16 protein-coding genes are annotated in these 15,297 nt (G+C 40.2%); 15 read left to right on the top strand and 1 reads right to left on the bottom strand.

Going from position 1 to position 15,297, the window contains the following annotated elements:
• The first annotated feature begins 42 nt into the window (after positions 1 to 42).
• The 15 genes from mioC (at position 43) to glmU (ending at position 14,060) form a co-directional block, all read left to right on the top strand.
• Positions 43 to 492 (top strand): FMN-binding protein MioC, encoded by a 450-nt coding sequence (mioC, locus tag QNK26_RS12355; RefSeq protein WP_319223325.1) that lies wholly within the window; start codon positions 43 to 45, stop codon positions 490 to 492.
• A 389-nt stretch (positions 493 to 881) separates the two neighbouring features.
• Positions 882 to 2,765 (top strand): tRNA uridine-5-carboxymethylaminomethyl(34) synthesis enzyme MnmG, encoded by a 1,884-nt coding sequence (gene mnmG, locus QNK26_RS12350; RefSeq protein WP_319223324.1) that lies wholly within the window; start codon positions 882 to 884, stop codon positions 2,763 to 2,765.
• 191 nt (positions 2,766 to 2,956) lie between these two features.
• Positions 2,957 to 3,577, top strand: coding sequence for a 16S rRNA (guanine(527)-N(7))-methyltransferase RsmG (rsmG, locus tag QNK26_RS12345; RefSeq protein WP_319223322.1), 621 nt, complete (start codon positions 2,957 to 2,959; stop codon positions 3,575 to 3,577).
• Between the two features lie 12 nt (positions 3,578 to 3,589).
• Positions 3,590 to 4,393 carry a ParA family protein gene (locus tag QNK26_RS12340; RefSeq protein WP_319223319.1) on the top strand — a complete coding sequence of 268 codons (804 nt, stop codon included), beginning with the start codon at positions 3,590 to 3,592 and terminating at the stop codon, positions 4,391 to 4,393.
• On the top strand, positions 4,390 to 5,283 hold the full coding sequence (locus QNK26_RS12335) for a ParB/RepB/Spo0J family partition protein (protein WP_319223316.1): 894 nt from the start codon (positions 4,390 to 4,392) through the stop codon (positions 5,281 to 5,283). Before QNK26_RS12340 ends, QNK26_RS12335 begins: the two co-directional genes overlap by 4 nt.
• A 409-nt stretch (positions 5,284 to 5,692) precedes the next feature.
• Positions 5,693 to 6,082 (top strand): ATP synthase subunit I, encoded by a 390-nt coding sequence (locus QNK26_RS12330; protein ID WP_319223314.1) that lies wholly within the window; start codon positions 5,693 to 5,695, stop codon positions 6,080 to 6,082.
• Positions 6,083 to 6,085: 3 nt separating this feature from the next.
• A complete protein-coding gene (gene atpB, locus QNK26_RS12325) occupies positions 6,086 to 6,862 on the top strand; it encodes a F0F1 ATP synthase subunit A (protein WP_319223312.1) in 777 nt (258 codons plus the stop codon).
• A 50-nt stretch (positions 6,863 to 6,912) separates the two neighbouring features.
• Entirely contained in the window at positions 6,913 to 7,155 is a 243-nt protein-coding gene (atpE, locus tag QNK26_RS12320) for a F0F1 ATP synthase subunit C (RefSeq protein WP_017223402.1), read from the top strand.
• 36 nt (positions 7,156 to 7,191) lie between these two features.
• On the top strand, positions 7,192 to 7,662 hold the full coding sequence (gene atpF / locus QNK26_RS12315; protein ID WP_319223307.1) for a F0F1 ATP synthase subunit B: 471 nt from the start codon (positions 7,192 to 7,194) through the stop codon (positions 7,660 to 7,662).
• Positions 7,663 to 7,676: 14 nt separating this feature from the next.
• A complete protein-coding gene (gene atpH / locus QNK26_RS12310) occupies positions 7,677 to 8,210 on the top strand; it encodes a F0F1 ATP synthase subunit delta (protein ID WP_319223304.1) in 534 nt (177 codons plus the stop codon).
• Positions 8,211 to 8,222: 12 nt separating this feature from the next.
• Entirely contained in the window at positions 8,223 to 9,764 is a 1,542-nt protein-coding gene (gene atpA / locus QNK26_RS12305; RefSeq protein WP_319223303.1) for a F0F1 ATP synthase subunit alpha, read from the top strand.
• Between the two features lie 48 nt (positions 9,765 to 9,812).
• Positions 9,813 to 10,679, top strand: coding sequence for a F0F1 ATP synthase subunit gamma (atpG, locus tag QNK26_RS12300; protein WP_319223300.1), 867 nt, complete (start codon positions 9,813 to 9,815; stop codon positions 10,677 to 10,679).
• A gap of 29 nt (positions 10,680 to 10,708) precedes the next feature.
• Entirely contained in the window at positions 10,709 to 12,094 is a 1,386-nt protein-coding gene (gene atpD, locus QNK26_RS12295) for a F0F1 ATP synthase subunit beta (protein WP_319223299.1), read from the top strand.
• Between the two features lie 15 nt (positions 12,095 to 12,109).
• Positions 12,110 to 12,535 (top strand): F0F1 ATP synthase subunit epsilon, encoded by a 426-nt coding sequence (locus tag QNK26_RS12290; RefSeq protein WP_319223298.1) that lies wholly within the window; start codon positions 12,110 to 12,112, stop codon positions 12,533 to 12,535.
• Between the two features lie 160 nt (positions 12,536 to 12,695).
• Positions 12,696 to 14,060 carry a bifunctional UDP-N-acetylglucosamine diphosphorylase/glucosamine-1-phosphate N-acetyltransferase GlmU gene (glmU, locus tag QNK26_RS12285; protein WP_319223296.1) on the top strand — a complete coding sequence of 455 codons (1,365 nt, stop codon included), beginning with the start codon at positions 12,696 to 12,698 and terminating at the stop codon, positions 14,058 to 14,060.
• Between the two features lie 81 nt (positions 14,061 to 14,141).
• Here glmU and nadE read toward each other — a convergent pair whose 3' ends face one another.
• Positions 14,142 to 14,978: an ammonia-dependent NAD(+) synthetase gene (nadE, locus tag QNK26_RS12280; protein ID WP_319223294.1), complete on the bottom strand. Its 837-nt coding sequence runs from the start codon at positions 14,976 to 14,978 to the stop codon at positions 14,142 to 14,144.
• Between the last annotated feature and the right edge of the window lie 319 nt (positions 14,979 to 15,297).

Below are 15,297 nucleotides of genomic sequence, written 5' to 3'. Positions count from 1 at the left end.
ACCGTAAAAATAATGTAATTAACCATAAAATAAGAGGAAACCATGTATACATTTGAGATTATAGTCGGCACCACATTGGGATCAGCTGAATATGTAGCCGATCATTTAACAGAGAAACTTATTGATCAAGGTTTTCAAGTCAATATCCACCTTGATCCTCAACTTAAAAATTTACCGATCAATAAAAATAACCCATGGATCATCTGCACGGCGACCCATGGCGCTGGCGACTACCCCGATAATATAGCTCCACTAGCACAACAACTCGCACAAGATCGCCCTGATTTAAGTAATGTTAGATATAGTATCGTAGCGCTTGGCTCAAAGTCTTATGATCAATTCTGTAATGCAGGGCACATGATCGATCGTCAATTAGCGCAATTAAATGGCGAAAAGGTCGCGATCACATTAGAAATATGTACATTAGAAACGCCGATCCCTGAGGATGCGATCGACATCTGGTATCCTGAATGGGCTAAAAACTGGCTATAATATAACCACGTTCTTGTTTTTTTATTTTTATTTTCTGTGGATAACTATAGATCTTTCTTGTGATCAACCTATAGTTATCCTTGTAGAATAAATATAGCTCCCAGAGCCCTGTGAATAACTATGCTATTTACACCCAGCTTATACGTAACAAGCCCAAGCCTTACTAACAACAAGTGATCGATGCTAAATACATGATCTTACTAGATCAAAACGAGTTATCAACAGATCAAGGCGATCCTAATAATAGATCTTATAAGATCTCTTTTAAGATCTTAAAGATCAACAGTTGGATCTAAATAAAAATATAATTAAGATCATTTGCATCTGTTAGAGAAAACCGTAAACTGTGCCGCTCTGAATATTTCCGCCAAATAAACCCGAGGTGATACATGGCATACCATGAACAATTTGAAGTTATCGTCGTAGGTGGCGGACATGCAGGCACTGAAGCTGCTGCTGCTGCTGCTCGTATGGGTCGAAATACATTATTATTAACCCATAACATCGATACGCTAGGGCATATGTCATGCAATCCAGCTATCGGTGGTATTGGTAAAGGCCATCTGGTTAAAGAAATTGACGCGCTTGGCGGCATCATGGGTCAAGCAACTGACCTTGGTGGTATTCAATTTAGAACATTAAATTCAAGTAAAGGCCCTGCTGTTCGTGCAACTCGTGCACAAGCTGATCGTTTATTATATAAATCAGCAGTACGTCAGAAACTTGAAAATCAACAAAACCTAACGATATTCCAACAATCAGTTGACGATCTTATTATTGAAAACGATCGCGTTGTTGGTGTGGTCACGCAAGCAGGTTTAAAGTTTAAAGCAAAATCAGTGGTATTAACGGTAGGTACTTTCCTTGACGGACTTATCCACATTGGTTTACAAAATTATCCAGGTGGTCGTGCAGGTGATCCTGCTTCGGTATCATTGGCGGCACGTCTACGTGAATTGCCAATTCGTACGGATCGTTTAAAAACCGGAACACCACCACGTATTGATGGCCGCACCATTGATTTTTCAGTAATGGAAGAACAACACGGCGATGCGCCTACACCGGTATTCTCTTTCATTGGTAATCGTAAAGATCATCCGCAGCAAGTACCGTGTTACATTACTCATACCAATAATAATACTCATGATGTGATCCGCAGTGGTATGGATCGTAGTCCGATGTATACCGGTGTGATCGAAGGTATTGGTCCACGTTACTGTCCATCGATCGAAGATAAGATCACCCGTTTTGCTGATAAAGAATCACATCAAATTTTTATTGAGCCAGAAGGCTTAACAACACACGAAGTTTACCCTAACGGTATTTCAACAAGTTTGCCTTACGATGTACAGGTTGATCTTGTGCGTTCGATCCGCGGTCTAGAGAACGCTCATATTACTCGTCCTGGTTATGCGATCGAATATGATTACTTTGATCCCCGCGATCTTAAATTAACGTTAGAAAGTAAATTTATCGAGGGTCTGTTCCTAGCGGGTCAAATCAACGGTACAACGGGTTATGAAGAAGCGGCAGCTCAAGGTCTGCTTGCTGGTCTTAATGCTGCGCGTACAGCGCGTGAGGAAGATACATGGCATCCGCGTCGTGATCAGGCTTATTTAGGTGTGTTAGTCGACGATCTTTCGACGCTAGGTACTAAAGAACCGTACCGTATGTTTACCAGTCGTGCTGAATACCGTCTATTGTTACGTGAAGACAACGCTGATGCACGTCTGACAGAACAAGGTCGTGAGCTTGGTTTAGTTGATGATCATCGCTGGGCAATATTCAACGAGAAAATGGAAGCGATTGAACTTGAGCAGCAACGTTTACGTTCAACCTGGATCAATCCAACGAAAGACTTTGCAGATAAGATCAATGCATTGTTAGCGAAACCACTTTCACGTGAACACACACTAGAAGATCTTGTTCGTCGTCCTGAAGTAACTTATGACGCTTTAATGACTATTGAAGAGTTAGGCCCTAAGCTAGAACACGAATCTGCTGCGGAACAAGTTGAAATCACCATTAAGTACGAAGGTTACATTAACCGTCAGAAAGCTGAGATTGAAAAGCAATTACGTCATGAAAATACGTTACTGCCAACTGATTTAGATTACGCATCAATTAAAGGTCTTTCTAATGAGGTTGTTGCTAAATTAATTGAAGTTAAACCGCAAACAATTGGTATGGCATCACGCATTTCAGGTATCACACCTGCTGCAATCTCAATTTTACTTATTTATTTGAAAAAGCAGAACCTACTTAACCAATAAATAATTAGTACTACTGCCACCGTTAACGCATTTAGCGGTGGCTATATAACCTCATTTTTGACATCATTCCCTAATTTACAATGCTACTATTTAACGAAGGTACCTTTACCTTTCTTAGTAGGTTGTCTTTTTCTTTTTTCTACGATTAATATTAATTTAGATAATCACGTTTTACCGGAGTAAATCTACCCATGATCAATCGCCTCGAAGCATTATTAGCCCAAACATCTTTGGTTGTTACTGATACCCAAAAACAGCAATTAGTGGCATTAGTGAATTTGCTACATAAGTGGAATAAGGCATATAATTTGACGTCAGTAAGGGATCCTGATGAGATGTTAGTCAAACATATTATGGACAGTCTTGTGGTAAGCCCTTATTTAGAAGGCGAGCGTTTTATTGATGTTGGTACTGGTCCGGGTTTACCTGGTTTACCCCTTGCAATCATGAATCCAGACAAAGAGTTTGTTTTACTCGATAGCTTAGGTAAACGCATTCGTTTTATCACCCAAGCGGTGCACGAGTTAAAATTAACCAACGTAACGCCTGTTCAATCTCGCGTTGAAGAATATCAGCCAAAAATTAAATTTGATGGTGTATTAAGTCGTGCGTTTGCTTCACTTGAAGATATGTTACATTGGTGTAAGCATCTACCAAAACAAGATGGATTGTTTTATGCGTTGAAAGGAGTAAGACCAACGGGTGAAATCAAAACATTGAATACCAAATTCAAACTGGAAGTTGCACATAAACTAACAGTGCCAGAGTTAGAAGGCGAACGTCATCTAATAGTCATGTCAGAGATTAAATAATAGGGAACATTTGTGGGCAAAATCATAGCAATAGCTAACCAAAAAGGTGGCGTAGGAAAAACAACTACTTGTGTCAATTTAGCAGCCTCGATGTCGGCGACTAAACGTAAGGTATTGCTCATTGATCTTGATCCACAAGGTAACGCCACCATGGGCAGTGGCGTCGATAAGTATAGCGTTGATTATTCGGCGTATGATTTATTAGTTGATGAGAAACCGGTAAGCGAAGTTGTGATTACCGATACCTCGGGAAAATATCATCTTATTGCGGCTAACCAAGATGTCACCGCTGCTGAGATTAAATTGATGGGATTTTTTGCGCGTGAATTACGCTTAAAAAATTCACTTGCTGACGTTAAAGATTATTATGATTATATTTTTATTGATTGCCCACCGTCATTAAACCTATTGACCATTAATGCCATGGCTGCTGCAGATTCTATTATCGTACCGATGCAATGTGAATATTACGCACTTGAAGGTCTTACAGCATTAATGGATACCACTACTAAATTAGCCGCCGCTGTGAATCCCGAGCTAAAAATTGAAGGCATACTAAGGACGATGTATGACCCTCGTAATCGATTAGCTTCAGATGTGTCAGAGCAACTTAAACAACATTTCGGCGATAAAGTGTATCGCACGGTGATCCCGCGTAATGTGCGTTTAGCTGAAGCACCGAGTTTTGGTGCGCCTGCCATGTATTATGATAAATCATCTAACGGTGCTAAAGCTTATTTGGCGTTGGCGGGAGAAATTATTCGTCGTCAAGAGTTGGCTGATGAACAGAGCGAACAGACAAAGGAACAAGCATGAACACGAAGAAAAGGGGTTTAGGTAAAGGTCTGGATGCACTGCTAAGTACAAGCGCTATTGCCAGAACCAAAGAGCAAAGTGTTGACGATATACCACAACCAACGGTTATTGTTGAGAATGAGCTGAAAAAGCTGCCGGTTGAATGGTTATACCCAGGTAAATATCAACCACGTAAAGATATGGCTACCGATGCATTAGATGAATTAGCTGCATCGATTACCGCACAAGGTATTATCCAACCGATAGTGGTTCGCGAGCTAAGTGCACAACAATTTGAAATCATTGCTGGTGAACGTCGCTGGCGAGCGGCACAGTTAGCCGGTTTAAGCCAAGTACCTTGTATCGTCAAAAATGTCGCTGATGAAGCGGTGATGGCGATGGCGTTAATTGAAAATATCCAACGTGAAGATTTAAATGCAATGGAAGAGTCAATTGCATTTCAGCGTCTAATCGAAGAGTTTTCGCTAACGCATCAACAGGTCGCTGATGCGGTGGGGAAATCACGTGCTTCGGTATCCAATTTATTACGCTTAAATAGCCTCAATCATGACGTCAAAATACTACTCGAACATGGCGATATTGAGATGGGTCATGGACGTGCTTTACTAGGCTTAACGGGCGAACTACAATCGCAAGCTGCAACGAATATTGCTCAACGTGGTTTAACAGTGAGAGATACCGAAAAATTGGTAAAAAAACTGCTTGAACCGAAAGCTGAGTTGGTGCCTACAAAGGTAAAAGACCCCGATGTTGCTAACCTAGAATATCGCTTATCAGAACGACTAAAGGCCAAAGTTATCATCAAACAAGGCGAAAATGGCCGTGGGAAGTTAACGATTGACTACACTAGTCTCGCTGAATTGGATGATATAGTTTCAATTTTAGGTTGAAAGTTGACCTTTTTAAATTATAAAGATTAAAATAAGTTATAAAGATTAAAATAAGTTAATATTTTTTAAAACCTTGTAGTGAGTCACAAAATACACTGATAATGGTGAAGCAGGCTTTTATTTATAATTATCTTCATTTGAAATATCAAAGGCTTATGTTCATTATAAAGTTAAAATAACTTTATTTCATAATATCGATATTATTTAGAATTTTATATTATAAAGGTGATACTCATTAGTGGGTAACACCTGTCACATCTCGTTTTTCAGAAGATTCTACTTAGCTTTCCTTATCCGGCTTGCAATCAGTTGCATTAGCACCACTTCAACGTATAATTTATTCTGCTTTTAGAAGCGTTTTTGTATATTTTTTTTGAATGCTTCAAAAAGATTGTTTTAGGGGTTTATTGTGTCAAATAAATTAGCAATGAATGCGTTCAATCAAGCTATTAAGTTGATTGTGTTTCAGGTGCTATTAGTAGCCGTTTGCGCATTAACCTTTTTGCTGATTGATGGTGAGCTTTCAGCTCGCTCTGCAATTTTTGGCGGTATTATTTATGTGCTACCAAATTATATTTTTACGCGTTTGGCTTTTCGTTTTATGGGCGCCAGACAAATGAAAGATGTTGTAGCATCATTTGCATTAGGTGAATCGTTAAAATTGGTACTGACAGTTGTGTTCTTTATTGCTGTATTAGGTTTCGTTAAGGTGAATTATCTTCCTCTTTACGTCACATTTTCATTAGCGATAGGGTCACAATTATTTGCTCCTTATTTTATGAACAAAAAACTGGGATGAAAAATGTCTGCAACAGGTGAAGCACTAACGTCGACCCAATATATTCAACATCACTTAACTAATTTAGCGGTTGGTGAAGGATTTTGGACTTGGCACCTAGACACACTTTTCGTAACCCTCGCTTTAGGGATTTTATTCTTAGGGACATTCTATAAAGTTGGTCAGAAAGCGACAACGGGCGTACCGGGTAAATTTCAATGTTTCGTTGAAATGTGCATCGAATTTGTAAACGACATTGTGAAAGAATCTTTTCATGGTCGTAATGCATTAATTGCTCCGTTGTCATTAACTATCTTCATGATGGTTATTCTGATGAATACAATGGATTTGATTCCTGTAGATTTTATTCCTGAAGCAGCAAAAGCAATTGGAATCGACTACATGAAAGTTGTTCCAACAACAGACTTAAATACTACTTTCGCTATGTCGTTAAGTATTTTTGCACTAATTGTTGGTTTCAGCATCAAGGTTAAAGGTTTTGGTGGGTTCACTCGTGAACTGACTATGAATCCATTTAACCATTGGGTATTTATTCCTTTTAACTTTGCACTGGAAATGGTTACTTTACTGGCGAAGCCTATCTCATTAGCGTTGCGTTTGTTTGGTAATATGTACGCAGGTGAGCTGATCTTTATTTTGATCGCGCTTATGCCTTGGTACCTTCAGTGGGGACTAAGTGTGCCATGGGCGATTTTCCATATTTTGGTAATCGTTCTACAAGGGTTTATCTTCATGATGCTGTCTATGGTTTACCTAAGCAGTGCATGTGAAGATCATTAATTTATAAACACAAATTTTAATTAAAATTTTTTATCTTATTGGAGAATAAAATGGAAACTGTATCAGCTACTATTTTCGCTGTTGCTATTTTACTAGGTTTTGCTGCATTCGGTACAGCAATTGGCTTCGCAATCTTAGGCGGTAAATTCCTAGAGTCTTCTGCTCGTCAACCAGAAATGGCACCAGCACTACAAACTAAAATGTTCATTGTTGCTGGTCTTCTTGATGCGATCTCTATGATTGCAGTTGGTATCGCATTATTCCTATTATTCGCGAACCCATTCATCGCTTAATCAGCTTTTGGTCCACTACTAACCAGGAGGTTCGTTGTGAATATCAACGCAACTCTTTTAGGCCAAGCGATATCTTTCACGTTGTTCGTACTATTTTGTATGAAATATGTATGGCCGCCACTGATTGCGGCTATCGAAGAACGTCAAAAGACAATCGCAGAAGGTCTTGCAAGTGCGGATAAAGCTGCTAATGATCTGAAGCTAGCGGAAGCTAAAGCAACAGATCATTTAAAAGGTGCTAAAGCGCAAGCTTCAGATATCATTGATGCAGCAAACAAGCGTAAAGCTCAAATTGTCGATGAAGCCAAAGATGAAGCCCATGCTGAGCGAGCTAAAATTCTTGCTCAAGCAGATGCTGAAGTTGAAGCTGAACGTAATCGTCTAAAAGAAGAGTTACGCAAACAAGTAGCTGGTTTAGCTATTGCCGGTGCTGAAAAAATTATCGAACGTTCTATCGATGAAGCTGAAAACAGTGACATCGTAGACAAAATCGTTGCAGAACTTTAACAACTGGGGGGCTTATGTCTGATTTGACTACTATTGCTCGTCCATATGCTAAAGCTGCATTTGATTTTGCCGTTAAGGAACAGGCTATTGATAAGTGGCAAGAAATGTTAGCGTTTACGGCGGAAGTCGCGGTAAATAAAGACATTGCTGCATTATTAAATGGTGCTGTAAGTGCACACGCTATTGCTGATATTTTTATCAACGTAGCTGATGAGCAACTTAACGAATCTGGCCAAAACTTTATTAAAGTATTGGCTGAGAACGCTCGTTTAAGCGTATTACCAAACATTGTTACTTTATTTGCACTTTACAAAGCGGAACATGAGCAATCTGTTGAAGCCGATGTTAGTTCTGCAATGCCATTAACGGCAGAGCAGGAAGCAAATATTATAATCGCGTTGGAAAAACGTTTAGCACGCAAAGTTAAGTTAAATTGCAACGTTGATAACACTTTAATTGGTGGTCTGATTATTCAGGCTGGTGATTTAGTTATTGATGGCTCTGTACGCGGTAAGTTAAATAAACTTGCGGAAGCGCTACAATCGTAATTGGGGAATAGCATGCAACTGAATTCTACAGAAATCAGTGATCTGATCAAACAACGTATTGAAAAATTCAGCGTTGTTAGTGAAGCAAGAAATGAAGGTACGATCGTTTCAGTAAGCGATGGTATTATTCGTATTCATGGCCTTGCAGACTGTATGCAAGGCGAAATGATTGAATTACCTGGTAACCGTTTTGGTATTGCACTTAACCTAGAGCGTGACTCTGTTGGTGCGGTAGTGATGGGTTCTTACTTAGGTCTTTCAGAAGGTCAAAAAGTACGTTCAACTGGACGTATTTTTGAAGTGCCAGTAGGTCGCAACTTATTAGGTCGTGTTGTAAACACACTTGGTGAGCCTATCGACGGTAAAGGACCTATCGACAACGATGGTTTCTCTCCTGTTGAAGTAATTGCACCGGGTGTAATGGAACGTAAATCTGTTGATCAACCTATCCAGATCGGTATCAAAGCGATTGACGCTATGATCCCAATCGGTCGTGGTCAACGTGAGCTTATCATTGGTGACCGTCAGGTTGGTAAAAGTGCGATTGCACTTGATGCTATCATCAACCAAAAAGACTCAGGCATTAAATGTGTATACGTAGCAATCGGTCAGAAAGCTTCTACCGTAGCTAGTGTTGTGCGCAAGCTTGAAGAACATGGCGCAATGGAGAATACTATTCTTGTTGTTGCAACAGCTTCTGAAGCTGCGGCACTACAATATTTAGCACCATACTCTGGTTGTGCTATGGGTGAATACTTCCGTGACCGTGGTGAAGATGCACTGATCGTATATGATGATCTGTCTAAGCAAGCAGTTGCTTACCGTCAGATTTCATTGCTATTACGTCGTCCGCCGGGCCGTGAAGCATACCCTGGTGATGTTTTCTATCTACATTCACGTCTACTAGAGCGTGCTGCTCGTGTAAACGCTGAATACGTAGAAGCATTCACTAAAGGTGAAGTGAAAGGTAAAACAGGTTCTTTAACTGCATTACCTATCATTGAAACCCAAGGTGGTGATGTATCTGCGTTCGTACCAACGAACGTAATTTCTATTACCGATGGTCAGATCTTCTTGACTTCAGAGCTGTTTAACTCAGGTACTCGTCCTGCTGTTGATCCAGGTATCTCTGTGTCACGTGTTGGTGGTGCAGCACAAACGAAGATCGTTAAGAAACTATCTGGTGGTATTCGTACCGCACTAGCACAGTATCGTGAATTAGCAGCATTTGCTCAATTCTCTTCTGACCTTGATGATGCAACGCGTAAGCAGCTTGATCATGGTGCAAAAGTTACTGAGCTAATGAAGCAAGGTCAATATGCGCCGATGAGCGTAGCTGAACAAGCGCTATCTTTATATGCAGCTGAAATTGGTGCATTAGAAGACGTTGCAGTAAGCAAAATTGTTGACTTTGAAGCGTCTCTGCAGGCTTATGCTAAAGCGGAACACGCTGATTTACTTGCTTCTATTAATGACACCGGTGCGTACGACAAAGATATTCAAGCTAAGCTATCAAGCTTACTTGAAAGCTTTAAGTCTACACAAACCTGGTAAGAGCGGTGGCAGCCTTTGCTGCCACAGCTAGCTTAATAGGAGAAGCAAATGGCCGGCGCTAAAGAAATTAAAACCAAGATCGGGAGTATTACTAATACTCAGAAGATCACCAGCGCAATGGAGATGGTTGCCGCGAGTAAAATGCGTAAAGCACAAGATCGCATGGCAGCTAGTCGCCCATACGCTAACACAATGCGCAGAGTGATCGGTCATCTCGCTGAAGGTTCACTAGAGTACTCTCATCCGTATCTAGAAGAACGTGACGCGAAACGTGTTGGTTATATTGTGATTTCAACTGACCGTGGTCTATGCGGTGGCTTGAACATTAACCTTTTCAAAAAAACTATCTCTGATATGAAGGGATGGTCTGAGAAAAATGTAGAAATCGATTTAGGCCTTATTGGTGCTAAAGCGGGTACATTTTTCACTAACATAGGTGGAAACGTGGTTGCTAATGCAGCAAACCTCGGTGAAGAACCTACGCTAGAAGATTTGATTGGTTCTGTTCGAGTTATGCTCGAAGCATACGATAACGGTAAGTTGGATCGCTTATTCGTTGTATATAACAAATTTGTTAATACAATGACGCAAGAACCAACTATCGATCAACTACTGCCGTTGCCTGCATCGGAAGAAAATGAAGCATTACCGAAGCATAGCTGGGATTACCTATATGAAGGTGAACCTGCTGAGCTTCTAACTAATTTATTAGTTAGATTTATTGAATCTCAAGTGTATCAAGGTGTTGTTGAAAACGCTGCATCAGAACAAGCAGCTCGTATGCTTGCAATGAAAAATGCAACTGACAATGCTGGTGACATTATTGATGAGCTACAGTTAATTTTTAACAAAGCCCGTCAATCTGCAATTACACAAGAGATTTCTGAAATTTGTGCTGGTGCTTCAGCGGTTTAGGCAAACTTGTAAAGTTTAGAGGATTTAAAATGAGTACTGGTATTATTGTCCAGATCATCGGTGCTGTTGTGGACGTTGAATTTCCACAGCAATCCGTACCTCAAGTGTACGATGCACTGACATTTGATGACGCAAACCTATCTGATTTGGTGCTAGAAGTTCAGCAACAAATTGGTGGTGGTGTTGTTCGTTGTATCGTTATGGGTTCAAGTGACGGTTTACGCCGAGGCCTTAAAGTAACTAACACTGGTAGCGCAATTAGCGTGCCTGTTGGTGACGAATGCCTTGGTCGTATTGTAAACGTACTTGGTACCCCTATTGACGGTAAAGGCGCGATCCCTACAGATGTGCGTTATGAAATTCACCGTGCAGCCCCTTCTTATGAAGAGCAGTCACTGTCTAGCGAATTGTTAGAAACTGGTGTTAAAGTTATCGACTTGATTTGTCCATTTGCTAAAGGTGGTAAAGTCGGTCTATTCGGTGGTGCCGGTGTTGGTAAAACCGTAAACATGATGGAATTGATCAACAACATCGCTAAAGCTCACTCAGGTTTATCTGTATTTGCTGGTGTTGGTGAACGTACTCGTGAAGGTAACGATTTCTACTACGAGATGGAAGAAGCTGGGGTACTTGATAAAGTAGCCATGGTTTACGGCCAAATGAATGAGCCTCCAGGTAACCGTTTACGTGTTGCTTTGACTGGTTTATCGATGGCTGAACGCTTCCGTGACGAAGGTAAAGATGTATTACTATTCATCGATAATATCTATCGTTATACACTTGCGGGAACTGAAGTATCTGCACTGCTAGGTCGTATGCCATCAGCGGTAGGTTACCAACCTACACTAGCTGAAGAAATGGGTGTACTCCAAGAGCGTATTACTTCTACTAAGAATGGTTCAATTACATCTATCCAAGCGGTATACGTACCTGCGGATGATTTAACGGATCCATCTCCAGCAACAACATTTGCTCACTTAGATGCAACAGTTGTACTGAACCGTAATATTGCTGCAATGGGTATGTACCCTGCGATTGACCCACTAGACTCTACTTCTCGTCAGTTAGATCCCCTAGTTGTTGGTCAAGAACACTACGACATTGCTCGTGGCGTTCAAGGTGTACTACAACGTTATACTGAGTTAAAAGACATTATTGCGATCCTAGGTATGGATGAGCTATCTGAAGAAGATAAGCAAATCGTATCTCGTGCTCGTAAGATCCAACGTTTCTTAACTCAGCCATACCATGTTGCTGAAGTATTTACTGGTGACCCTGGTGTTCTAGTATCATTAAAAGAAACTCTACGCGGCTTTAAAGGCCTACTAGACGGTGATTATGATGCTCTTCCTGAGCAAGCGTTCATGTATTGTGGTTCAATCGACGATGCTGTTGAAGCTGCGAAGAAAATGTAACGAAGCGAGGGCACTATGGCTATGACTTTTGATTTGAATGTAGTAAGCGCAGAAGGAGTTTTATTTTCTGGGCGCGTTGAAAGCATTCAAGTTACCGGTTCTGGTGGTGAGTTCGGTATTTTAGCCGGTCACACGCCACTACTTACTGGTATAGTACCAGGCATGGTGCGCTTGGTTAAACAATACGGTAAAGAAGAAGTTATCTTCGTATCTGGTGGTACTTGTGAAGTACAACCAGGTGAAGTTACCGTTCTGGCTGATACTGCAATTCGTGCAGAAGATCTAGATTTAGCCAAAGCGCAAGAAGCCAAAAGACAAGCTGAAGAACTGCTTAATAATTCTGCAACTAATCAAGATGTAGATTACATTCAAGTAGCTGTTCAGCTGGCTGATGCTATTGCTCAACTTCGCGTGCTTAAATTGGTTCAAAAATTCAGCTAATTTGAATTTTTAATTCAACACGTTCAGTTGTCATAAAGCGACCCTAGGGTCGCTTTTTTTTATATCTTTATTACACAACTCATATTGTTAAACTTCATTATTCTCTATAATCTAACTATTCGACTTATTTTTAATTAATCATCTTTGATAAGAGCCCATTATGCCAATTAGTGTTGTTATTCTTGCCGCTGGTAAAGGAACGCGTATGCGTTCAGATCTTCCTAAAGTTCTTCACCCTATCGCTAAAAAACCAATGGTTCAACATGTTATCGATACCGTAAAACAATTAGATGTTAACGATATCCATTTAGTCTATGGTCATGGTGCTGAATTACTGAAGTCGCGAATTAAAGATGACAAATTAGATTGGGTACTACAAGCGGAACAGTTAGGTACTGGCCATGCTGTACAGCAAGCTGCAGCTAAATTTAAAGCTGATGAGCAAGTATTGGTTCTTTATGGTGATGTACCATTAATTAGCCAGCAAACGCTGACTCATTTATGCCAATCTCAACCTGAAGGCGGAATAGGTTTACTTACCGTTAGATTAGATAACCCGATGGGTTATGGCCGTATCGTTCGCGATGGTGAAACCGTAGTGGGTATTGTTGAGCAGAAAGATGCGTCAGCAGAACAACTTAAAATAGACGAAGTAAACTCAGGTATATTAGTTGCAAACGGTGCCGATTTTCAACATTGGTTATCATTATTAGATAACAATAATGCGCAAGCCGAATATTACCTAACAGATGTTATCGCTCTCGCGCATAAAGCTGGTCGTACCATTAACGCCGTTCACCCGATTTCGAACATAGAGGTTGAAGGTGTAAATAATCGCATGCAACTGGCAGAACTTGAACGTGCATATCAAGAGTTACAAGCATACAAGTTGATGGAACAAGGTGTGACGATGCTTGACCCTCGCCGTTTCGATTTACGCGGTGAAGTCAGTGTTGGTAATGACGTTACATTTGATATTAATGTTATCATTGAAGGTAAAGTTACAATCGGTAGTGGTGTAACTGTCGGCGCTAACAGTATTTTAAAAGATTGCCATATCGGTGCTAATTCAGAGATTAAACCTAATTCAATTATTGAATCAGCAACTATTGGTGTTGATTGTAGTGCTGGTCCATTTGCGCGTTTACGCCCTGGAACAGTATTAGAAGATGACGCGCATGTTGGTAACTTTGTCGAGTTGAAGAAAACCACATTAGGCAAAGGTTCTAAAGCTGGGCATCTTGCATATTTAGGTGACAGTGTTATTGGCGAAAAAGTGAATATCGGCGCTGGCACGATTACTTGCAATTACGATGGTGTTAATAAATTCCAGACGGTTATTGAAGACGGCGTATTTATTGGTTCAGATAGCCAGTTAATTGCACCTGTGACGATTGGCAAAAATGCCACGGTTGGTGCTGGTTCTACTATCGCAAAAGACGTCGCGGCAGATGAACTTGTGATTACACGAGTGAAGCAACGCCATATCAAAAATTGGCCAAAACCAATCAAGATAATCAAGTAAATTTAGCTTGTATTGAATGAAAATAATAAGAAGCAGAGATATTATATTTCTGCTTCTTTCATTTCATAAATAACAATTCAATTAAGTGGGCGTTGGAACCGGATTTCGTTTATGCGTCGTTTTGTTGTAAGTATCGAGGATCTTAGCTTCAGCTTTAGCATCAATATTTTTGCCTTCTAAGAAATCATCTATTTGATCGTAAGTTACGCCAAGCGCTATTTCATCTTCTAGTTGTGGGCGATCTTCTTCTAGGTCTGCTGTTGGTATTTTTAGGTAAACATCTTGTGCTGCGCCTAAATATTCAGCTAATGCTCGAACTTGGCGCTTATTCAATCCAAATAAAGGCGCTAGATCGCAAGCACCATCACCATGTTTGGTAAAGAAGCCGGAAATATTTTCTGCACTATGATCTGTGCCGGGAACTAACCCTCTATATAAGCCCGCTATTTCATATTGAGCAATCATGCGGATTCTTGCTTTTACATTACCCTTATTGAAGTCTTGATTAAAGGCGGTTGCTTCAGGTAAATCTGCATCTTTAACTGATTTAAGCACTTCGTTATGAATACTGTCTGTACCCGATTGGATATTTACGGTAACTGATGTTTTGGGATTAATAAAACTAAGCGCTTTTTGTGCATCATCTTCATCAGCCTGTATAGAGTAAGGTAAACGTACTGCGATGAAATTAAACTCTTCACTATCTTGTTCTGTATTTAGCTCTTCAATGGCTAATTGACAAAGTCGGCCACAAGTTGATGAATCAACACCACCACTTATACCTAATACTAAACTTTTTAATCCTGAGTTAGTTAATTGTTGCTTGATAAAGTTAATGCGACTACGGACCTCATCGGCGATATCAATACTCGGTTTAACTTTCATCTCTGCGATAATCTGTTTTTTAAGTTCAGTCATGGGTTTATCTCCTTAGTTAGGGTTATTGTATCGCGATAAATTAACATTACTAGTTATCCAGTCTTGTAAGTGATGACTTTTATAATGCTGAGATCCAGTATATAGCGGTATTTACATACGATTGAGATCGAAAAAAAACGATTTGGTATTAAATCTGTACAGTGTTTGTTGTTTGTCATCTTATTTTCTAATAACGCTTGCCTATATGATCGAATTCTCTATAATCGCTCCCACTGACACGGCAACAGCCGCTCAGTATGCTCTTTAACAATTTATTCAAGCAATCTGTGTGAGCACTTGCAGAGATATAATGACCAAA

Origin of the sequence: Moritella sp. (assembly GCF_033791185.1) — a bacterium.
GTDB lineage: Bacteria > Pseudomonadota > Gammaproteobacteria > Enterobacterales > Moritellaceae > Moritella.
Note: the sequence above shows the minus strand (reverse complement) of the source record. Positions and strands in the feature narration are given on the sequence as shown.